Annotated in this window: 17 protein-coding genes; 6 read left to right on the plus strand and 11 right to left on the minus strand. The window is 63.6% G+C overall.

The annotated features are described in order from the left end of the window. Positions 1–22: 22 nt before the first annotated feature. From CXY78_RS01865 to CXY78_RS01875, 3 genes are all read right to left on the minus strand, one after another. Entirely contained in the window at positions 23–973 is a 951-nt protein-coding gene (locus CXY78_RS01865) for a glycosyltransferase family 2 protein (protein WP_092341954.1), read from the minus strand. Positions 974–1,070: 97 nt separating this feature from the next. Next, positions 1,071–4,541, minus strand: coding sequence for a PKD domain-containing protein (locus CXY78_RS01870; RefSeq protein WP_104087814.1), 3,471 nt, complete (start codon positions 4,539–4,541; stop codon positions 1,071–1,073). A gap of 205 nt (positions 4,542–4,746) precedes the next feature. Next, on the minus strand, positions 4,747–5,457 hold the full coding sequence (locus CXY78_RS01875; RefSeq protein WP_140425462.1) for a hypothetical protein: 711 nt from the start codon (positions 5,455–5,457) through the stop codon (positions 4,747–4,749). 174 nt (positions 5,458–5,631) lie between these two features. Here CXY78_RS01875 and CXY78_RS01885 point away from each other — a divergent pair, with 174 nt between their 5' ends. Further along, positions 5,632–6,765: a glycosyltransferase family 4 protein gene (locus CXY78_RS01885; RefSeq protein WP_092341958.1), complete on the plus strand. Its 1,134-nt coding sequence runs from the start codon at positions 5,632–5,634 to the stop codon at positions 6,763–6,765. Here the strand turns inward: CXY78_RS01885 and CXY78_RS20925 are convergent. Together CXY78_RS20925 and CXY78_RS21170 are read right to left on the minus strand one after the other, a co-directional pair. Beyond that, positions 6,762–8,648, minus strand: a complete 1,887-nt coding sequence (locus CXY78_RS20925) for a hypothetical protein (protein ID WP_158253245.1) — start codon at positions 8,646–8,648, stop codon at positions 6,762–6,764. The two genes, CXY78_RS01885 and CXY78_RS20925, sit on opposite strands and share 4 nt — an antisense overlap. A 324-nt stretch (positions 8,649–8,972) precedes the next feature. Beyond that, the gene (locus CXY78_RS21170) at positions 8,973–9,110 is read right to left on the minus strand and encodes a hypothetical protein (protein ID WP_199181869.1); all 138 of its coding nucleotides are present in this window, start codon (positions 9,108–9,110) and stop codon (positions 8,973–8,975) included. Between CXY78_RS21170 and CXY78_RS01905 the strand changes: the two genes are divergently transcribed. Then, positions 9,060–9,521, plus strand: a complete 462-nt coding sequence (locus CXY78_RS01905) for an adenylyltransferase/cytidyltransferase family protein (protein WP_092341985.1) — start codon at positions 9,060–9,062, stop codon at positions 9,519–9,521. The genes CXY78_RS21170 and CXY78_RS01905 overlap by 51 nt on opposite strands. An 85-nt stretch (positions 9,522–9,606) precedes the next feature. Here CXY78_RS01905 and CXY78_RS01910 read toward each other — a convergent pair whose 3' ends face one another. From CXY78_RS01910 to CXY78_RS01925, 4 genes are all read right to left on the minus strand, one after another. Further along, positions 9,607–10,896 (minus strand): right-handed parallel beta-helix repeat-containing protein, encoded by a 1,290-nt coding sequence (locus CXY78_RS01910; RefSeq protein WP_140425461.1) that lies wholly within the window; start codon positions 10,894–10,896, stop codon positions 9,607–9,609. Positions 10,897–11,086: 190 nt separating this feature from the next. Beyond that, on the minus strand, positions 11,087–12,097 hold the full coding sequence (locus CXY78_RS01915; RefSeq protein WP_140425460.1) for a hypothetical protein: 1,011 nt from the start codon (positions 12,095–12,097) through the stop codon (positions 11,087–11,089). 110 nt (positions 12,098–12,207) lie between these two features. After that, complete coding sequence (locus CXY78_RS01920) at positions 12,208–13,272, minus strand: acyltransferase family protein (protein WP_158252759.1); 1,065 nt, start codon at positions 13,270–13,272, stop codon at positions 12,208–12,210. After that, positions 13,265–14,533 carry a hypothetical protein gene (locus CXY78_RS01925; protein ID WP_092341963.1) on the minus strand — a complete coding sequence of 423 codons (1,269 nt, stop codon included), beginning with the start codon at positions 14,531–14,533 and terminating at the stop codon, positions 13,265–13,267. The genes CXY78_RS01920 and CXY78_RS01925 overlap by 8 nt, the downstream gene beginning before the upstream one ends. 296 nt (positions 14,534–14,829) lie before the next feature. On the opposite strand from CXY78_RS01925, the gene CXY78_RS01930 reads away from it, so the two are divergent. Continuing rightward, complete coding sequence (locus CXY78_RS01930) at positions 14,830–16,239, plus strand: oligosaccharide flippase family protein (RefSeq protein ID WP_140425459.1); 1,410 nt, start codon at positions 14,830–14,832, stop codon at positions 16,237–16,239. 18 nt (positions 16,240–16,257) lie between these two features. Here the strand turns inward: CXY78_RS01930 and CXY78_RS01935 are convergent, their stop codons facing one another. Further along, positions 16,258–17,217: a glycosyltransferase family 2 protein gene (locus tag CXY78_RS01935; RefSeq protein ID WP_104087796.1), complete on the minus strand. Its 960-nt coding sequence runs from the start codon at positions 17,215–17,217 to the stop codon at positions 16,258–16,260. Positions 17,218–17,372: 155 nt separating this feature from the next. Here CXY78_RS01935 and CXY78_RS01940 point away from each other — a divergent pair, with 155 nt between their 5' ends. Genes CXY78_RS01940 through CXY78_RS01950 form a run of 3 tightly spaced genes read left to right on the plus strand, consistent with a single transcriptional unit; the run spans position 17,373 to position 20,904 of the window. Then, positions 17,373–18,389, plus strand: a complete 1,017-nt coding sequence (locus CXY78_RS01940) for a glycosyl transferase (protein WP_233197185.1) — start codon at positions 17,373–17,375, stop codon at positions 18,387–18,389. Continuing rightward, positions 18,386–19,384 carry a glycosyltransferase family 2 protein gene (locus tag CXY78_RS01945; protein WP_104087797.1) on the plus strand — a complete coding sequence of 333 codons (999 nt, stop codon included), beginning with the start codon at positions 18,386–18,388 and terminating at the stop codon, positions 19,382–19,384. The genes CXY78_RS01940 and CXY78_RS01945 overlap by 4 nt, the downstream gene beginning before the upstream one ends. A gap of 5 nt (positions 19,385–19,389) precedes the next feature. Next, the gene (locus tag CXY78_RS01950) at positions 19,390–20,904 is read left to right on the plus strand and encodes a lipopolysaccharide biosynthesis protein (protein ID WP_104087799.1); all 1,515 of its coding nucleotides are present in this window, start codon (positions 19,390–19,392) and stop codon (positions 20,902–20,904) included. Between the two features lie 22 nt (positions 20,905–20,926). Here the strand turns inward: CXY78_RS01950 and pip are convergent, their stop codons facing one another. Further along, positions 20,927–21,883, minus strand: coding sequence for a prolyl aminopeptidase (gene pip / locus CXY78_RS01955; RefSeq protein ID WP_104087800.1), 957 nt, complete (start codon positions 21,881–21,883; stop codon positions 20,927–20,929). Positions 21,884–21,891: the final 8 nt, after the last annotated feature.

Raw genomic sequence — 21,891 nt, forward strand, 5'->3', positions numbered from 1 at the left:
CTTACGGGGCGAGCCGTCGCGCTCAGCTGCGCTTGTACTCGTGATAGACCGATCCGACCGAACCGCTCAGCATGCCGGCTCCGCGGGCGGCGGTTCGTAATCCTCTGGCGCGCTGCGGCAGCTGCCCGACGATCAAACCGGCCAGGTAGCGGGCAAGCCCGCCCAACACCCGTACCGTTCCACGAACGAGCAGGGTGAACCGAACCAGCATCCGCTCGCCATTCTCGGTGTCGTCCAGGTTGATTCGACTCCAGGTGTTGCCCATGCGGAAAGCGCGTTGCAGCACCCATTCGTGGGTGAGCCGGTCGGCCGGAACCACGTCGATGACAACGGCCTCGTCGCACCAGATCATCTGCCCTCCCCGTCGGTGCAGCTGCCGGGTGAACAGCGAATCGGAGCCGCCGGAAAGTCCGAACCGTTCGTCGAAACGCAGACCCAGACGGCGCACCTCCACGAGGTCGAGCAGCAGGTTGTTGGTGGCGGCGAGCGAAACCGAAGTGCCAGTGGCGAATCGCCGACGTTCGAAGAAGCCGCCGCCGCGAATCCACGGGTCAGGCTCGGTATCGTACCGAGAGAGCACCGGACCGACCACGGCGGCCGGGCGAAACGTCGAGTAGGTGTCGAGAAGCTGGGTGAGCCATTTCGCGGTGGGGCGCTCATCGTCGTCAATGAAGACCAGCAGTTGGGCCTTTGCCGCCTCCGTCAATGCCCGGTTGCGAGCCGACGCGATACCGGGATTTGGTTCGTGCACGTAGCGTACCGGCACCGGACTGTCCGAGGTGTTGGCCGCAGCCACCTGGTCGCGGGCTCCCCCCTGAGGATCGTTGTCGACGACCAGAATTTCGACCGGCCCAGGAACGGTACCGGCTTGTTCGAGAAGTTCAGGCAACAGCTCCTCAAGGTCTTGGGGGCGGCAGTAGGTGAGGACCGAAATCACCACCCGGATCGCGGTATTTGGATACCCGCTATTCATGACTTCCCCCAATTTCAGCACTGCGCCGATCCGAATCCTTCACGAACACCGTTCTCCATCCGTACACTTTCTTCACTCCCGCCCGTCTCGGCGACGGTCAGTTCATGCGCGTGACGACTAGATCGTCGAAGGCCGCCGTAACCGGCGTCACCGTGGCCGTCGACCCGAGGTAGAACGCCAGACCGACGGAACCCGCTGCCTGCATCGCGGCCGTGGCATCAGTGGTGCTGAGTTGCCAGGCCGCCGGTTCCGTACCGCCGGCACTCCAAACTTTGGCCCGAATCGTCGTCGGCGCGGTGCCGAAGACCTGAATTCGGAGTCGAAGTTGTGATCCTGCGGTGTAAGTCAGGCCCGAAATGTTCTGCACGGTCAAGGTTGTTGCCCCGCGCATCAGCTGCAACTGCACGACGCCGGTCGCCAAGACCTTGGCCCTGGCTCGGTAGTCATCCGTTCCGACGCGTCGGCCGATGACCGATGCGTACGCTCCCGACCCGGTGGCGTCCTGTTGCAGGGCAACCGAAACACTGACGTCAGTGTCAGCCGATGAGACACCGGACAGGTACCCATTGAGCGTGGCCCCGGCCGCGGACTTGAACCGCCCCGAACCGGAGCTGACGGAATAGTTCGCCGACGATCCGGTCGTGGTCCAGACCCCACCGCTGTCGGCGGTGCCGAGCCCGCTACTAAGAACTCGGGAAAACGCGTCAGTCGCCAGGGGAAGGTTCGGGTCGACGTTGGGAACGAGCACATCCTGCGTCGTCGACCCTGTTGCGGCAGAGCTGTCGGTCACCGTGAGGGAGACTTGATAGTTGCCCGCCACGGTGTAGCTGTGCGTGGCCGTGATCCCGGTCGAGTTCGTGCCGTCGCCCCACGACCAGGCGTAACCGGTGGTGACTCCATCAGGGTCGGTTGAAGCGGATGCATCCACCGAGATTGCCAGTGGCGCAGTCCGGTAGCTGAATGCGGCCGTCGGCGGCACGTTTGCCGGCGGATCGTTGGCGACCACCGACCGGCTCGTGCTGGCAGTGCTTCCCGCGTTGTCGGTCACCGTGAGGGTAACCGTGTACGAGCCAGCAGTATCATAGCTGTGCGCCGCAGTGATTCCGGTCGCGTTGGTTCCGTCCCCGAAATTCCAGCTATAGCCCGTGATGGTGCCGTCGGAATCCGTTGATCCGGCGCCGTCCACGGTGAGTGCCAGGTTGTTGATGGCGGCGGTGAACGCAGCCTCTGGCACCATATTTGCCGGCGGACCGGATCGCCCGATGTTGTAGTGATTCGCTACGGATGCCGCCCCGAGCGCTGCTGGATACACGGCCACTTCGTCGATGTCAGCGGCGATATAGTCACTCAGAGGTCGGCTGGTCCAGCCACTCAGATTGTCACCGCCGATGCGCCAATAGCCCTGGATCGGAGCAGCCGATGTCGTGTCGGTGCGTTGGGCGACGAGCACCCCATCGATGTACAGGGACATCCCATTGACGCCGACGCTGGCCACGATGTGGTGCCACTGCCCGTCGTTGTAGGAAGAGGTCGTATTGACTGTGCGCAGGGTGCCCGGCTTGACACCGAACCAGATGCGACCGAAGTTGTCCATGTAGACGTGACGGTCATAGGCGGTGGAATTCCCCGTCGTGCTGCTGCCAAGTCCGATGATCTTGCCGCCACGTCTGGTCGTCGTCTTGACCCAGGACTCGACGCTGAATGCGTCCCGCGGCGTTTCAAACGCACTCGATGCCGCGAACCCGGTGGTGGTGCCGCTGAACCGCGACGCGGAGCCGGAGTTACCGGCGAGGGCACCGGTGACGTCCCGAGTCACACCGGTGCCGGTCTGGGCGTTTGCGGCCGAGGCCCAGTCGAAGGCCGTCGTTCCGCTCGGTTCGCCGAGGGGCCAGTAGGACGTCGGCGAGTCGGCGCGCACTGCGGACGCATAGGCGCTGTACTCACCAGTCGCAGAGACGGTCACGGATGCCGGACCTCCGGTGCGAACGTTTCCGAAGGGGTCACTCACCCTGACTTGGTAGGAATAGGTCTGGCCGGGGGTGAGCCCGGTATCGGTCCATCCCATGCTCGGGCGGGACCAGTCCACGGACAGCCCAGAAATCGTTCCGACCGAGACTCCATCGCGCAACACCTCATAGTTGAGTCGCTCGTTGTCACGGTCGTAGGCGGACTTCCAGGCGACGCGCACGGTTCCGCTCGACAGCGACTGAACGTCGGGCACGAAGGCCGAGGCGACAAAGGCCGCATTGGCCACCCGCGGACCCTCTTTGTTCGGCGCGCTTGCAGCGGTGGCGAATCGGGCCAGGCCCTGTTGTCCCTTGTTGTTGACGTTGGTGAATTCACCCCCGTACAGCAGGTATTGACTGTTGGTGACAACGTTCCAGGGCCCCTGCCCCTGCCCGGTATAGGTGCCGGTGTTGATCTCGGGATAGTAGCTCAGCAGTCTCGGGCGCGGTTTTCCGACGAAGTTGTCATAGCTGCCCACGGCATTCGGCGTGAGCAAACCGGTCGTCGCCATGGTGAAAGCCAGGGTGCGGTGGTAGGTGCGCGGCGCGGTCTCGACCGGCCCGCCCATATTGCCGCAATAGTGGGCGTGACCGGTGGTGTATACAACGTTTTGGGTGAGTGCGGCGGAGTAGGTGTCGCCGTGGCAATCTTCCATCCAAATGATGGAACCGTTCGACCAGTCAGCCCGGAAGGTGCCTTCGAAGTTGGCGCCGGCCCCGTAGTCATAGCCCGTGCCGAACACGCCATCGGTCGAAGACGTCAGGCTCGTGAACCCCCCGTTGAGCCCGCCGTTGCGCAGCAGGGAGTTGACCGCCCAGGGCAGGGAGTCGCCCGTGACGGCGTCGAGGGCTGCCATTCCATAGCCGGGATTCACGCCACCGTTGTACGAGGTGAACGCTCCGCCAATGATTACCTTGGTGCCATCGGGCGAGACGGTGAGCGCGTTGACTGCGCCGCCGTCTGGGGTTCCAGCCCAGGCTTTCAGCGCGCCGTTGGACGCGTCGAAGGACGCGATCTGACTGCGTGCCTGCCCGCCAGCCGTCGTGAAGGTTCCGCCGGCGTAGACCGTGCTTCCAGAAATACCGAGCGCCTTGACCTGGGCGTTCAGCACCGGAGCAAACGACGGTACGAGCTCCCCGGTGCCGGCGTCAAAAGCCGCCAGTCGATACCGGGCAACACCACTCATGCTGGTGAACGAGCCACCGACAAAGATGCGGGTACCGTCAGCGGAGGCGACGAGTGCTCGCACGGCACCATTGGGGTTGGGGCTGAAGGTCGGAATCAGCACCCCCGTCGTCAAGTTGTAGGCGAGCAGGTTGGTGCGCACTACCTCGTTCACGCCAACGCCGGAACCAGCTGGGCGGGCCTTGGTGAATTCACCCCCCACGTAGACGGTGTTACCCACGATCAACTGCGTCCACACCACACCGTTGATCTGCGCGGTCGGCAGGGAATCTGCGGCCATGGTCACCGGGGTGGTCGAATCAACCGGCGCGGTGTCCGCGACCGCCTGAAGTGGCACCGTGAGGGTGGCGGCGACCACCGCGAGTGCGGTCATCATGCCGAAGACGCCAGCGCGTGCTGATCGTTCGCGAATCAAACTTGGACGTGCGCGATTCGTGCGAGACGCGAACAAAGATCCCACGGAGTTTCCTTACTCGGAGGAGGAGCGGGGCCGTCGGGTGGCCATCGCATTCAACGGAGTCTAGTGAGGTTTTCTCAGTCTGGAATACCCCCGATGGGGGGCAGTCGACCTCGAGGATCGGTTATTTCGGCGCCGGGCCCTCAAACAGCACGATCGGCACACCGGCCGAGTAGTCAACAGCAATCTGCACACGGTCACGACCATCGTCGGGGACGTTGAAAATGAACACCCCGCGCGCCGTACCTCCCGCGGAGACCGCATCGGGGAGCGGAACTCCTCCGGGGGCAGCGAGCTCAGTCGCTGGCGACTGCTCCCCCCCGTAGTAGAAGTTGACCACCGTCGACGTCAACGACACCGACACGGCAGTGTCGTTGCGAACGGTTACGGCGAATCGGAGTGAGGGCCCGGCAACTTCGCCCGGACCGCGTGCCTCGCCGGCGACGGACTCAAGTTCGCTGATGCTGAAGACGACACCGGGTACAGCTGCCGCCGGATCCGCCAGCGGAACAGGGGCCTGAACCTGGGGTGGAGCGAGTTCGGTGGACGGAACGCCGATTCCGGCCGCCGGGTCCGGAGCGCTCGGCACGGGGGGCGCCGGCGTGGGACTCTTCGTCGGTGCCGGTGTGGGAGAAGCAGTCCGCGACGGCGATGGACTCGTCGCTGACGGCATCGAGACGCCGTCGTCCGAATCGGCGCGTTGCGACGCCCAGGCATTAGCGACGAGCACTATGACCACGAGCAGGACCAGCACACCGCACCCAAAGATCCACCACAATCTGCGCCGCCGGCTCGTGCTGCCAGTGCTGTCGTCGACGGGGTGTTGCACTGCCATGTTCAAACTCCAGAGTGGGGGCCCGATCGAAAAACGAATCGGGCGTGAGACGTCGTGCAGCCATCTATACACGCTCAGGCCCCTCATTCCTAGGGGGCAGGTGAACCCCGTCTGGGGCACACGCCGCTACCTGTACAGTGTGTGAAAACTGCCCACTATTGATAAGGCCCAGACATGCGTATCGCCATTCTGCACGGGAGCAACGACACCTACGGGGCCACCCGAGTGCTCATTCAAGAAATCTCCTGCCTGGTCAATGTCGGGCACACCGTGGTCGTAGTCGTGCCGCAGACCGGACCGCTCGCCCACGAAATCAGCCAGGCCGGCCTGGAGGCGACCGTAATCGTTGACCCGGGCCTGGCCGTGCTGAGGCGTAGCAATATCTCCGACCTCCTGCACCCAATTCGGTTGCGGCCGGAAGTCGTTGACGCTGATCTCGTCGTCATCTGGACGCTCGCCCTCGCCGTCTATATCCCCCTACTTCGCGCAAAGCGGAAGAATTTCTATGTCTCGGTGCACGAGCTCTTGCTCAGTCGCGTCGGCAACCTCCTTGTGCGGGCACTTCTGGCACCCGGCCGTTTTCCGATCTGCGCCTGCAGCGAAGCGACCGCAACGTGGCTTGAGCGCAATGGGGTCGCCCGTTCGCGCCTCACCGTTACGTCGCCCGTGTTCGAACCGGTGACAACGGTCGAAGCGCAGGCACCACATGACCCGCTCACGATCGCCGTCGTTGGACGAGTCAACGGCCACAAGGGGCACCTTGAGGTGGTGCGCGCGCTGCAGTCGCTCAGCCCCGAAACACGGCCGGCTTGCCCTCCTTTCAGTGCCTCGTGGCGCCTGTTACTGTTCGGTGCACCGTTTCCTGGGCAGGAAGCGGCCCTGGACGCCGTGCTGGATCTGATTGCGGGAGACGCACGCATCGAGTATCGGGGCGAGGCAGCATCCGTCGCAGCGATCGCCGGAGAAATCGATGCTGTCGCCTGCTTTCCGTCGACTCCGGAGCCGTTTGGCCTCGTCCCCGTTGAAGCGTGGCGGGTGGGAGTGCGCGCCATCGGCTTCGCTGACGGAGGCGCCGGGGAGGTTCTGCCCATTGTCGGCGGTATCGGTGTCGCCCGCAGCGGCGCCCCGGTGTCCGACATTGTGTCGGCACTGGAGCGACTGGAGCAGTCCATCCGAGCGAGGACCACCCTCCCGACGCCGTCGACGGTCAACCCCAAGTTCTCTCTGGAACGGCGACTTATGCTTCTGACCCGGGTCGTGACCCAGGCTGGCGTTCGATCGAACCAACGAACAGCGCGCGCGAACTAGCCCTGCCTGCCTTTCGGCGCCTGCACCACCTCCAGATCGAGATCCAGGTCAGGCTCCAGCACTATCTGCTTGTCGGGAACGACCTTCGGAGCAGGCTCCGCCTCAGGAACGGGAACAGGAACAGGAACAGGAACAGGAACAGCCTTCGGATCAACCACTTCCGGTGCCGGCACTAGGTTCAGATCAGCGGCGATTTCCTTGTCGGTCACTGGGGTTGGGCTCGGTGTCTCCGTGAGTGCGACGGCGCCAGCGGCCTTCACGCTCGCGGCGGCGCCAGTGACGGTGTTGCCGAAGGGATCAGTCACCCGAATCTGGTACGAATAGGTTGTACCTCCGGTACGGCCCGTATCGGTCCACGTGATCGTCGGACGGCTCCAGTCTGAGGAGAGGCCCGTTTGCGTACGCACGACAACGCCGTTTCGCAGCACTTCGTAGCTGAGTAGCTCATTGTCGCGGTCGTAGTTGGAGGTCCAGCTGACTCTGACAGTTCCGGCGCTCGGAGAGGTGAGCGCCGGAGTGAAACTCGCGCCGGATACCCTCGGCCCTTCCTTGTCTGGTGCGATGGCCGACACCGCGAACCGCACGAGACCCTGCTGTTTCTTGTTGTTGACGAGCGTGAACTCGCCGCCGTAGAGCACGTATTGGGAGTTAGCCGTTACATTCCACGGCCCCTGGTTTTGGCCGGTGAAGGATCCGGCATTAATGTCAGGGTAGAAGGTCAGCAGCGACGGGCGGGGGCGTCCCTCGAAGTTGAAGTAGCTACCGCCGGTGCTGTTCCGGGTGATGGTGCCCGTTGCATTCGCCGTGAAGGCCAGAGTGCGGTGATACGATCGCGGACTGGTTTCTGGGAATCCCCCGATGTTTCCGCAGAAATGTGCGTGCGCGGTGGTGTACACGACGTCGCCTGCGGCAGCGGCCGAATACGTGTCACCGTGACAGTCCTCGATCCAGATGATATTGCCGCTGCTCCAACTGGCACGGAAGGTGCCTTCAAACATGGCACCGGCGCCGTAGTCGTACCCGGTGCCGTAAACCCCGCCAGAATCGGACGTGAGCGACAGAATGGAACCATTCACGCCAGCATTATTAATGAGTTTTCCGATGTTCCAGGACGTTGCGGCGCCCGTGCTCGAGATCGTGGCAGCCATTCCGTACCCCGGCGCGGTCGCGCCGTTGTACGACGTGAACGAACCGCCGATGACCACCCGGTCGCCGTTGGGTGAAATGGTCAGAGCGTTCACAGCACCATCGGGCACGGTACCCTTCCAGGCGCCGAGAGTTGCGGTGAAACCAGTGAACGATGCGATCCTCTGGCGCGACTGCCCGTTGGCCGTTGTGAAACTGCCCCCGGCGTAGATTGTGCTCCCGTTCGCGCCGAGGGCCCGGACAGTGCCGTTTGCCGTTGGCTTCCAATCATTCGCGAGAGCACCGGTGGCGGTGCTGAAGGCCGCCAACCGAGTTCGCGTCTCGGCACCGACCTTGGTGAAGGCGCCGCCGATATATACGCGGGACCCATCCGGTGCCGCGGTGATCGCTCTCACCGCGCCGTTGACGCTGGGGTTGAACGAGGTCATGACACCGGTCGACAAGTCGTACGCGAGCAGATTGTTGCGCGATACCTCACTCGTTCCCGCGGAGGCTCCGGCGGGGCGCGCACGCGTGAACTCACCGCCGACGTAGACGGTGTTTCCGACAATCAATTGCGTCCACACCACACCGTTGATCTGGGCTGTGGGCAGCGCATCGGCAGCGACGGTTCTAGGGATGGAAGCGCTCGGGGGGGCCGTGTCCGCTTGCGCGGTGCCGGTACCAAAAAAAATCGTCGCCAGCAGGGCTGCTGTAGCGATCGTTGCTATTGCCGGAGAGCGCCAGGGCCGCGCCATAAGAGAACCTCAACTTCAACTTGCACGGTGGCCGTCGAGCAGCCCCGTGGTGCAGTGATCATACTTGAGTTCCAGATTCTTGGGCTTACACCACAAGAAATCTCTGCCTTTGCGAAAATTGGACTTGCCGCCGCGCGTGTAGTCGAACGCCGCGTCGTTCCCCCTCGCCCCTAGTCAGGCAGCCGGATAAAGGTTAGGATTTCTCACTACCTCTCTTACCCGAATCGTGTTGAAGCTCACGCTGCAGCCTGAGAGAAATCTGAGCATTCAGTGACCCCTAAGCACCCAAATCACACCCCCCTGGCTCCATCGAACCCGAATATTTCACACGAGATCGTCCCCGGCCGCCCCGACGTGGGGAATCTTGCTGGCGATCAGCTCCCTGGGCGGCTCACGGCCCGACAGAACGGCCTGCGGATCGGTTACGCGGCTGGCGGGTTTGATCTCTTTCACGTCGGACATCTCAATATCCTCAAGCACGCAAGGAGCCAGTGTGACTACTTGATCGCCGGCGTGGTTTCGGATGAAATGCTTCAGCTAACCAAGGGCGTGTCTCCGGTCGTGCCGCTCGTCGAGCGCCTCGAGATCGTGGGGCACATTTCCTTCGTCGATGAGGCAGTCGCCGAGGTCGTCGAGGACAAATTGGAAACGTGGCGCGAGCTGGACTTTGATGTGTTTTTCAAGGGCGATGACTGGCGCGGCACACCGCGAGGGGTTCGCCTTGAGCACGAGTTCGCCGAGGTCGGAGTCGATGTCGTGTACTTTCCGTATACGGTCAACACGTCGAGCACGATACTGCGCCGCGCACTTGACGCGCTCACTCGCCCTGAGGCAGCCTCGCTCTGGCAGCAGCCACGGACCAGTACCTCCTAACGCAACCAGCCGAACCACAACGGGAGCGGATTCCTCGATGAGGGGCCCGCTCCTGTTGTGTGCGCTGCCCAAGGGAATCAGCCGGTCACCCCGGGTGCACCTCGACGAGCATGTCATCCGGGGCGTAGTAGTTGCGGGCCATGGAAACCTTTGTTGATGATGGCGCAATCACGGCGCAATCGTCGACTCGCGTGTTTCGGCCAAACGAGTTGTCAGAGATGACAACCCCCTTGATCGGCCCAAAGTCCTTCTCGGCCAGGTTGATGGAACACTTTCCGCCGTCTGCAATGTTGTTCGTGAAGGTCAAGTTCGAAACGTTACCGCGATCCTGGGTGACCTGCACCGTGGCATTCCACGCGCCGCTAAACCTGTTGCCGTCGATTCGTATATTTGAACCTTCCTGGATTTGAATCGAATCGTCGTGGCTCGGAGTTCCACCCTGATTGGGATCCCGCTCGAAATGAAGATTGTCGTGCAGCCACGAATCTGAGATATCGACGTTGCCTCCCGTCAAATGGATTCCGTCCACCACGCCATGAATATTCAAGCGCGTGGCCGCAAAGTTGTAACCGTAGATCCCCTGAACGTCTGGTGACGGCGAGGAGGGGAACAGCTCCGTGTCGATGATCTTCAGATTGGCGTACCCTCCCAGGTTGTCGATCAGGGCCATGGGACCGTTCAGATTGCGACCGCGCACGATGGAATCTTTGATAGTCACGTTGGGCGCTTCGATCGTGATCATGCCCCGAACGTCAAGGCCGCTGATCACCGTGCCCGGCGTCGTGATGCGCAGGTCGCCGTCGTGCACGGTGAGGTCGGGACCGGCGGGGACGCCCGTATTGGTGGGTCCCGGTGTGCCGGAGTCCGCGACGATGGGGGTCGGAATTGGGGCGGGGACCGGCACGGGCGCGAGAACAGGAACCGGGACCGGAACGACGATCGGGGCCGGAACCGGATTGGGAAGGGGAACCGGTTCAGGAGCCGGGGTCGGTACCGGCGTTGGAGCGAGTGTCGGGTCGGCGGGCGCCGGTCGGACCGGCGGGAACAGCCGCCCGATCAGACGGCGCCACTCCCCGCGGTCCAACCCGGAGGCGGAGGAGACGACGGGGACGATGGTTGTGCGCGCGTCCGAGGCGAACGGGTCGGCATCGCTTTCAGCGGCCTGTGTGGCAGCCACGGCACTGCGGCTGTTCGACGCGATGTCGTTTTCTGCGTGGGAAGACCCGGCAGGGTGCGCCTGGCCCAAACCGAGTGCAACACCGGTGAGACCGATGACGACAGCGGCCGTTAGGGAGGCTCCGGCCAGTCTGGAGGCGAAACGACGCTTCTTGCTGATCGTAGTGATAGCTTTTTCGGCGGGTAAGCCTGTGGACAATTTCGAATTGATTACCATGGGGTTGTTTTTTTCGTGTCCGGCACACGCTTCGGGGCGTGCTGTGCGGGGCCGCCGTAGGGGCAGCCGATCGGGAGCATTCCGTATCAGTCATAACGGTCAAACGGAATGGTGGATAGGCCCATATCGGGCGCAACTTCAGGGCCGTTCGCGGGTCACAATTCCCTGCTCACTATCCAGTGTGCACCGAGACAATCTTGCTGTCGGGTGTGTAGTAGTTGCGCGCCGTGGAAATTTTGGTTGTTGAGGGTGAGATGATGGCACAATTCACAACCCTGGTGTTGCGGCCGAATTTATTGTCAGTGATGACCGCGCCGTAGATCGGGCCGTAGGTTTTTTGCGCGATGTTGATCGTGCATTTTCCGCCGTCGGCGTTGTTGTTGGTGAACGTGAAATTGGAGACATCACCTCTGTCCTGGGTGATCTGGACTCCCGCGCTGTGCGCGCCGCTGATCGTGTTTCCGATCACCCGGATGTTGGAGCCTTTTTGAATCTGAATCGAGTCGTCGTGGCTGGCCGACCCACCTTGATTCGGGTCGTTCGTGTAGTGCAAATTGCTATGCAGCCACGATTGTTGGATTGTGACGTTGCTTCCGGTGATGTGTACGGCATCGATCACGCCGTGTATTTCCACTCGCGTTGCCGTGAAGTTATAGCCGTAGATGCCGTTCACGTCGGGAGAAGGGTTGGACGGGTACAACTCGGTATCGGTGATCTTCAATCCCGAGAATCCACCGAGGTTATTGATTAGGGCGCCGGGAGCATTCATCGTGCGACCTCGAACGATTGAGTTCTTGATTGTGACGTTGGCCGCTTGAATCTTGACCAGGCCGCGTATGTCGAGACCGCTCACGATAGTGCCGGCCTTGGTAATCGTCAGGTCGCCCGAATGCACCGTGAGGGTTGTGCCCGATGGGACCCCCGTTGTGGTCGCGCCCGCCGTCGCGGTGCGGAAGTGTACAGCGGTCACCGCCTGCGCTGGGCTCACGATCCCGGTCAAGGCAAAGGCGGTAGCGGCAATGGCCGAGGCGCCGACGAGAAACCTGCTGCGAACAAAAATGCGGGGGTGTCGTTGGTGCTGGTTAGGTGTTGAGTTGGTGTGGCTAGGACGATGCGAGCGCGTTGTGCGATTTGGCATTAAGTCATTTCGTGTCGTGCACGTTCGGGAATGCGCGTGAAGCAACCGTAGGGAGTCACCGATAGTTATTAGAGTGTTACCCAATAGTGATAATTCGTCAACCTTTCTCGCTGGGCCCACCGTGACGTAGATGCTTCGAGCACGAGATTTGGCTACTAAGCGGATGCTTCGGCTTGCTCAGCCCGCTGAGCCACGGCCGATGTGTCTACCCAGGAGGCAACGGGCACGGTGAAGATTCCCGGCACGGCTGCCAGCCTCCGGTACGCGGCCAACGCAAACATGATCGCAAAGCTGCACAGCAACACAGGAAGGGCCGTAGCCGCCACCGTCGGCAGGCTCACGCCGGTCGCCATCAGGACTGCCGCGAGGGCCGTCATGGGAAAAGTGTGGACCAGATATATCGGCAGAGTTTGGGTTCCGAGCACGCGGAGAAAATCGAACCCGGGCGCGCGGGCCACGACGACAGCCACGCTGACTCCGACCAGGACGGCGAGAATGCTCACGAACAGCAGCACGAACGGCACGCGCGTCAGGGACAGCTTGACCATGATGAGCACGATGCCGAGGTAGACCCCGCACACCACGGCCATGTGCCACCAGCGAATGTGCGGCACCATCCGACGCACACGGGGGCCCAGCCAGATCGCCGCCAGAAAGAAGACCAGATAGCGACCCATCTTGTCCCACGGCGTGTCCGTGTGCAGAATTTGCGAGCCGAACAACACCGCGAGGACGCCAGTGACGGCAACCGGAATGAGCGGATTCCACCGCCGGGTCAGCCACGCCACGGTCAAGAAGATGGGCAAAGCGTAGATGAACCAGAGGTTCGAACTGGGGCGAATGAACAGCGTGACCAGGTTGGTCCAGCTGGCATTGGGCCCGTCGGGGCTGATCGGCGGCAGGGCGAGCAGGAACAGGGTTTGGGCGGCCACCCAGACCGCGTAGAGATACAGCAGCAGCGACATCCGTTTTCGAAAGAGCTGCCAATAGGGCAGCCGAATGGCTGTGGCCGCGAGAATGCCGGACATGAAGAAGAACAGCGGCATGCGAAAGGTGTCGAGCAGGGGATTGAGGGGTGCCATTGCGCCGGCCAGGCCGACCCCGTCGAGGTACATGACCGCGTGGTAGAGCACGACCAGGGTGATCGCGACCCCTTTCGCCACGTCGATCCAGGCTTCACGGGGCCGGCCGGAAACGGCGACGGATGCCGAGTCAGTCACGCGGCAACGATTCCTTCGACCTGATAAACCGACGCAGCCCTGCCCACTGTCGATCGCGGAGTTTCGGCGTCAGTGAGTCCTTGGGAATCAGCACCAATGCCAGCACCAGGATGAGCAGTCGCGCGGCGGTGTACAGCGGGCCGAAGAAGAATACCCAGACGGTGTTCACCACGAGGAAAAGGAGAATTCCGCTGGCCCGGTTCACGGCCACCGCCGCTCCGACGCCCCGCAGGACCAGAAACAGGATGACACCGGCCAGTACCAGCCCGGGGATGCCGAATCGTGCCCACAGATCGCCGAGGACCGAATGAAGTTCGATATTGCCACCGAACATGTAGTTCTCAACGTAGCCGTTGTCGGGGGCGTAGTTAATAGACGCCATTCCCGTCTTGGCTGCGAGCACGTCGGTCGGGTTCAGTAGCGTACCGGCCCCGAATCCGTAGGGTTGATGCGCCATGAGGGAAGCCGTGGCGGCCAGTTCCGGTCTCCCGCCCAGGATGAGTGATCCGGCCGTGTTGAGCTGGTCGACGGTCCGAAGGCGGGTGGCTTCGCCGAACAGTCCTGCAACGATGGCCGATTGTCCCAGGTTGTACACCACGATCGCGAGCACGCCAATGGCTACCACGACCCCGGCTCCGGACCGGGATCGCAGGAAGCGACGTCGACTGGTTGGGCGCATCTGCCAGGCGACGAGTATGGCGGTCAGCAGCAGAATCGCGAATGAGGAACGAGCATCGGTGAGCATCGATAAACCGGTGAGACCGAGCACGGCCAGAAGGTCGAACCACCGGCGATTGAGAATGTGTGCGACGGCGAGGATGACCACTGTGAGGGCGAAGGAGAATCCGAAGCGCCACGGATTGTCAAAAAAGCGTTCGTTGTCGGTGGTGACTCCCGAGAGGAGACCGAGCCCAAACCACAGGGCCACCCAGGGGTCTGGCAACACGCTGCGCGCCCAGAGCAGGAAACCGAAGGAGAACAGGATGCCCACCAGGCCGATCGAATTTCCGGCCAGCTCGCCCGGTGCGATGACATGGGTCGGAGCGGCGAGTGCGGACAGCCAGATTCCAGAGCCGACCGCGACCAGGCCGACCAGCATGAGAGTCAGCGCGCCCCGATACCGACCAAGCATCGGCAGCCAGAGCGGAATGAGTGCTGCGGCAGCGAGGTAGCCCACGGTGATGCCGAGCGGTAGGTCCAAGCGCAACCCGATCAAAAACACGACGATGACGGCGAGAATCTTGCTTGAGCGTGGCACCACTGGTGCAGGCAGCTGACTGGAGCCGGGAGGAAAATCAGGAGGGAACGGCTCCCGTAGTGACTTCTTCGCTGCCAAGCGCTGTGGTGTCACCGGCTGTTTGGTCGTCTCGCACATGTAGGTCTTCGGGCCCCGCACCGGGCCGCGCCCGAAACAATTCGGGTATTGTCTCTGCCGCGCGACCGCATCGGCACAACAGTAGGTCCATGTGGGCGCGGGATCAAGGTCAGCGCCGAGCGGATTCGCCCATTTGATCCCCCCGATCGGGGGTCACCTCCCGCTGTCATGCTGCGTGTACAGTGGCGTTTCAGCTTGATCCAGCCTCTGACCCAACGGGAGCCACCGCCTTGCTCGAGGACGCCTCACCCGCAGCTCCGCCACAACGCAAGGCCGGCCTGCTCCCCAATCGGACGGGCACCGTTTCGCGCAATATGACGGTCGCGTTGCTAGGCAACGCTTTTCCACCGCTCGTCGCACTCTTCTCCGGCCCCATTCTGGCGCAGGCACTCGGAGTGGACGGCCGCGGTGCCGTGGCTGCTGCGACAGCGCCGCTGGCGCTGGTCGTCACCCTCGCCACTTTTGGAATTCCGGAAGCCGTCACCTGGGCGATCGCCCGCAAGCCGGCCTCGGCGCGAAACGCAGCAGGTCGCGGCATGCTCATTCTGCTCGTCGCCGGACTATTCGCTACCGCCGCCATTGTCTTCTCGCCGCCCCTTTTGAGCGGCGGTGACCCGGATGTCCAAAGTCTGATCGTGGTGGCCAGTTTGGCCATCGTGCCGAATCTTCTCGTGGGGATTCTGCGCGGAGTTGCTTCGGCCACAAACAGCTGGCGGCTCGTGTCCGTGGAGCGAATCCTTTCGTCGACTCTGCGCCTCGCAGTGCTCATCCCGTTCTGGCTCACGGGGACGCTCACCCCGCTCGTGGCCACCGTCACTGTTGCAGCCATGCCGGTGGTGGGCGCCTTTGTCTATATCGGGCGGATGCGCAGCCTTGACCCGAGGGCCCTCCAGGTTCCGCCCGAGGCTCGCATGCTCGGTCTCCTCAGTTACGGGAGCCGAATGTGGGTGGGTTCGCTGTCTGGCGTGCTGCTCACCCGTCTCGATCAGGTGCTCATGACGCCGCTCGCCGGTACGCACCAGCTCGGGCTCTACGTCGTGGCAGTGAGCATCAGCGAGCTGCCGCTGATCATTCACCACGCGGTACGTGACGTGTCGTTCGTCAACGAAGCAGCTGAGTCCGTCGATGACCGGCTCAGTTCGTCTGCCCGAATCTCGACGGCGCTGTCGGCGTTCGCCGCGCTCGTACTCGGAGTTTCCATGCTGTGGTGGCTGCCGTTTCTGTTCGGAGAAGGTTTTCGCGAATCGATCCCGATTGCCGCAGTGCTCCTCGTGGCGGTCGTGCTCCTCACGCCGGGCTCCATTGCCGGCGCCGGCCTCAGCGCGCGTGGTCGCCCCGGGTTGCGCAGCCTCGCACTCACCATTTCCTGCGTCATCAATGTCGCGTTGCTCATTGTTCTCGCGCCGCTGCTGGGCGCGATGGGTGCGGCGCTCACGACACTCGCCGGAAACGTCATCACGAGCAACCTGAACCTGTTGTTCCTGTCGAGGGTGTTCGGGATCGGCGTGCTGCAGTTCTATGGACTGCGCCGCTCGGACATTGCCACCATCGGTCGCTACGGCAAGCGGATGCTGCGCCGCAAGACGCGCTGACCGGCATCCGCTTGACTGCTAGTCGCGCACACGTTTGGCAGCGCGTAATTTTGTCAGTCCCTGAGCGCCAAGCAGAATCTTGCGGCCATCTCTGAGGCCGCGGGCGGCCGAGGCCAACGGCCGCAGAGAGCTCAGGAACTGACGACGCCCGCCCTGCAGCAGAATTTCCCAGGCGACCCGGGTGCTGTGACGCCGCCACCGTGCGGCATCCTCAGTCGTCAGGTTGCGTGCGGCAAACAGCATCCGATTACGCACGTTGAAATAGTAATAGGCGTTTGACTTGCCCTGCGCTGTACGCTCGATTCCGGCTCCCTGGGTACCGCCCTCCGCATGCACCGCCACCGCCTCGGCGCACACCCGCACGTCACCGCCGGCCTGCAGCACCCGCCAGGACAGGTCGACGTCCTCCCAATACAGAAAATACTCCGTGCCAAACCCGCCGACCCGACTCCAGAGCGCGGCACTGACCAGCAGGCAGGCCCCGCTCAACCACGGCGTGACCCGCGCGTCGGGGTGGCTCGCCCGGTGCCGCAGGGCGCGGATCCGGCCGTCATTGAGATCGAGGTCGCAACCGTCGAACCACACGGATCCGTCTGGCCGCAGGATTCGCGGGGCAACGAGGGTGAGCGGATGCGCCAGGGCCTCCGCCAGCAGAACCCCCACCTGGTCAGCAGCAATTTCGGCGTCGGGGTTGAGTAGCAGGAACGCGGTGCGACCGAGCTCGAGTGCCCGTTCCACGCCGCGGTTCATGCCCACGCCGAAACCGTCGTTCGCGTCGGACAGCACGACAGCCCAGCCTTCGCGCTGACCCATTTCGACCAGGCGTTCCCTCTCCCGCGGATGGGTGAAGTTGTCGACCACCACAATCTGCGCGGCGGGCACTGACCGAGCAAGGGGGACCAGATTGCTCTCCAGGAGCGCGCAGGACGCGAAGTTCACCACCACAATGGCGAGCGTGTCGAATGCCGGGACGGTCATCCGCTCAGTGTTGCAGATGCGGGAGATGCGGGCCGACTGGAATCGGGAGCTGTTTCGTCAAACTGACGAAAATTCGACTTGGAGGCCGGTGGGGCAATAGAGTGTGTCCGCGCGGCGCTGTGGGCGCCTTAGGCGCCGCCGACGAGAGGGTGGTCGTGACACGACTGACCGTGCTCCAATCATTTCCGCCCCCCCGACCGACCACCAACCCGTACTTGTCCATGCTCGGCAATGCCTTGCGAGACGCGCCGGAGGTGACGGTGTTGAACTTTCGATGGCGCACCGCGCTGGGAGCTCGGTTCGATGTCTTCCATGTGCACTGGCCGGAAATCCTGGTCACCGGCCGAACCCCGGCGCGGCAACTGGCGCGGCAAGCCCTCACCCTCGCCCTGGTCTGCCGACTACGCCTCACTCGCACGCCCATTGTGCGCACCATGCATAATCTGCATCGTCCCGTCGGGCTGTCTCGGCGCCAGGAGGTTCTGCTTACTCTTCTCGATCGACAGACGGCACTGCGGATTCGTCTCAACGAAACGACCGCCGTTGCGACTGGCCTGCGCGCCACCACGATTCGACACGGGCACTACCTGAGTTGGTACGCCAACCATCCGCGCGCACCCATGGTTGAGGGCCGGATCGGATTCGCCGGGTGGATTCGCCGCTACAAGGGGGTGGAGGACCTGGTCAAAGCTTTTCGCCAAACGGATGCGATTTCACACGGACTCACCCTGCGGATCGGCGGTCTGCCCTCGAGCGCCGAGCTCGCCCGGCAGGTGACCGCGCTCGCTGCGGGTGATCCGCGCATCACCATCGATCTCAGGTTCCTGGAAGATCGGAAGTTCGTTGATCTCGTCACGTCAGCGGAGCTGGTGGTTCTGCCGTACCGGTTCATGCATAATTCCGGCGGAGCCCTGGCCGCGCTTTCGCTCGGTCGCGCCATCCTGGTGCCCGACAATGCGACTAACCAACGTCTCGCAGCGGAGGTCGGGCCCGGCTGGGTGTATCGCTACTCCGGAGCGATCAGCGCCACGGCGATCGTGGAGACGATGGCACTGATGCACGCCAACACCGTGCGGGAGCCGCCGAATCTGAATGCCCGTGACTGGGCACGCGCGGGGATCGAGCATGTGGAGGCGTACCGCTTGGCCGTGGCGATGGCGAACCCGACATGACATTCCCCACGAATGCCGATCCGCTGCGCGCGGACCCGGCCCTGCAGGTCGTCACCCTCACCGTGGCCGTGTTGACCTATCTGCGACCGGAGGGGCTGCGTCGTGGCCTGCCGGCCATTGTCGAGCAGGTTCGTGCCATCAACGCCGATCATTCGGTGCTCGCGAACATTCTGGTCGTCGACAATGACGCCGACGGCAGCGCCGGAACGTTCGTCGCGACGCTCGATGCAGACCTCGTGCGCTACGTGATCGAGCCGGAACCCGGCATCGCCGCAGCACGCAACCGCGCGCTCGACGAGACCGGCGACTCCGACTTGCTCGTCTATATCGACGATGACGAGCGCCCGACCGCTGACTGGCTGCGTCCCCTCGTCGCCACCTGGCGTTCATCCCGGGCAGCCGCTGTGATGGGACGCATCGTTCCGGAGTTTTCGGGCGATCTCGACCCGTGGGTGGCGGCCGGCAGCTTCTTTCGACGACGGAGCATGACAACCGGCACCGAAATTGAAGTGGCCGCCACCAATAATCTGCTGCTGGACCTGCAGCAGGTGCGCGATCTCGGCTTGCGGTTCGACGTGCGTCTGGGACTGTGTGGCGGCGAGGATTCCCTGTTCAGTCATCAACTCACCCGTCGGAAGGCCCGAATCGTGTGGTGCGAAGAGTCGGCAGCGACCGACTTCGTCCCGGTCGAGCGGTCTGGCCGACGGTGGGTGCTCATGCGCACGCTGAGCCACGGCAACACCACGAGCCTCGTGGCCGTATTTCTGGCTGAAACGGGGGCGCAACGGGTGGGGGGTCGCGTGAAACACACGATAGGCGGGCTGACGCGCATCGGCGGCGGCTGCGCGCGCGGAATCTTCGGCCTGGCGACCGGGTCGCTGCGCCACGAAGCGCGCGGTCTCCGCGCGGTGTTCCGCGGAGCGGGAATGGTCGCGGGTGCCTGGGGATTCACCTATCAGGAGTATGCCAGGCCCACCTCGACGGTCCAGGACTGATCACGATGGTAAAAACGGCACCGGGCCAGCGCGGCCCCCAGCTGCGCGACCGGCGACCGGACGGCCTCGGTGCGCGAGCGATGCGTGGTGCAACCGTGGTTCTCGGGGGACAGGCCGGCAAGGCGATCATCCAGCTGGCCTCCGTCGTGGTCCTGGCGCGCTTGCTCAGCCCCAGCGATTATGGACTCATCGCCATGGTGATCACCGTCGTCGGTGTGGGCGAGCTGCTGCGTGACTTCGGCCTGTCCTCCGCCGCGATCCAGGCGCCGTCGCTGTCGCGGGAGCAGCGGGACAACCTGTGGTGGGTCAACGTGGGTCTGGGAATTGCGCTGGCCGGTCTGGTGTGCGCCGGGTCAGATGTGCTGGCCGCGGCCTACGGCCAATCGTCGATTGGCCCGATCGCGCAGGCGCTCTCGCTGACCTTTGTGATAAACGGATGCGCAACCCAGTACCGTGCAGACCTCGTTCGCCAGCTTCGGTTCGTCAGGATCTCTGCGATCGACGTGGTGGCGCCGGCGGTGGCGCTGACCCTGGCGATCGGCGCTGCGCTTCTCGGCTGGCACTACTGGGCGATCGTGGTGCAGCAGCTGGCCCAGGCCGGGGTCACGCTGATCCTGCTGGTACTCTCCGCGCGGTGGATTCCGGGCCGGCCCCGCCGGGACGCACCGATCGGTGGGTTCCTTCACTACGGCTGGAACATGGTGGCCGCCCAACTCGTGGGCTATCTGAGCAACAACGTGGACAATCTGCTGATTGGCCTCCGATTCGGACCGGTCGCGCTTGGCACCTACAGCCGGGCGTTCCAGTTGCTGATGACCGGCGTGAATCAGGTACGCCTTCCCCTGACCACGGTGGCCCTTCCAATCCTCTCGCGGCTCAGCGACGATACGGTCAGGTTCGGCGACTGGCTGTGCCGCGGCCAGCTGATGCTCGGGTACACCCTGGTGGCAGCCCTCGCGGTTGTGGCGAGCGCGGCCGAACCGATCACGGCTGTGTTTCTCGGACCGCAGTGGGCAGCGGCCGCCCCGATTCTGCGGCTGTTGGCCATCGCAGGCATCTTCCAGTCCCTCGCCTTCGTGGGGTATTGGGTGTACCTGTCGCGGGCGCTCACCGCCGACCTGTTTCGATTCTCCCTGCTGGGGGCTTTCATCAAGATCACCTGCGTGGTGGTCGGCTCCACCGGGGGCGTCGTGGGAATCGCCCTCGGCTATGCCATCGCTCCGGCGATCGAGTGGCCGATCTCGTTATGGTGGCTGTCACGCCGCACGAGTATTCCGACCCGGCAGTTATTCGGCGGGGCTTCTCGCGTACTCGCCATCGCGAGCATCGCCACGCCCATCGCCTGGTTCGTCGTCGAGTGGGGATCGAGCTGGCCCGCGGTGCCGCAGGTGCTGGCGGCGTTCATCACCGTGGTTGCCACCTACGCACTCGCCGGCCTCCTGGTGCCGCGCATCCGCCGCGACCTGGCTGGCGTGATCGACGCGATGCGCCTCGTACGGGGTCGCGGCGAATCAGCCTGACGGGTGCGCGGCAGACGCCCGGCTAACCAGCGAAGCGGTCCGTCGCCTCGATGATGGCGTCGAGAATTCCGGGCTGGTCAAACGCGTGACCGGCGTCAGGAATCAGGCGGAAGTCGGCCTCTGGCCAGTTCTTGTGCAGATCCCAAGCGGTGAAGGCGGGGGTGCACATATCGTAGCGGCCCTGCACGATGACACCGGGGATCTCGGCGAGGCGGGAGGCGTTGTCGATGAGCTGGTTGGGCGTGAACCAGCCTTTATTGGCGAAGAAGTGGTTCTCGATGCGGGCGAAGGCCACCGCGAAAGCCGGATCGGAAAAGTGCGCGATCTTGTCGGGCTCCTGCAGCAGGGTGATCGTCGAGGACTCCCAGGTGGCCCAGGCGACGCCGGCACGTTCGCGCACGAATTGGTCGGGGTCGTGCAGCATCCGACCGTAGGCCTCGATCAGGTGACCGCGTTCATTTTCGGGAACGGGTGCGAGGAATGATTCCCACAGGTCGGGGTAGATCGCGCTCGCGCCTCCCTCGTAGAACCAGTCGAGTTCAACCGGGCGCAGGGTGAAGATGCCGCGCACGACGAGTTCGGTCACTTGGTCGGGGTGCGTCTCGGCGTAGGCGAGGGCGAGGGTGCTGCCCCAAGATCCCCCGCAGACCAGCCAGCGGTCGATACCGAGGTGCTCGCGCAGTTTTTCCAGGTCGGCGACGAGGGTCCAAGTGGTGTTGACGCTGAGGTCGACATCGGGCTCGCTCGCGTGCGGCGTGCTCAGGCCGCAACCACGCTGGTCGAACAGGATGATGCGGTACTTTGCCGGGTCGAACACCCGACGCTGGTCGGGGCCGGACGCGCCGCCAGGGCCGCCGTGCAGGTAGACCGCCGGCTTGCCGTCTGGATTGCCAGAGGCTTCCCAATAGATGGTCTGATTGTCGCCGACATCGAGCAGGCCGGTTTCGTAAGGTTCAAGCTCGGGGTAAAAGGTACGCATGCGTCGAG

This window comes from Cryobacterium sp. N19, assembly GCF_002929595.1.
Lineage (GTDB): Bacteria > Actinomycetota > Actinomycetes > Actinomycetales > Microbacteriaceae > Cryobacterium > Cryobacterium flavum.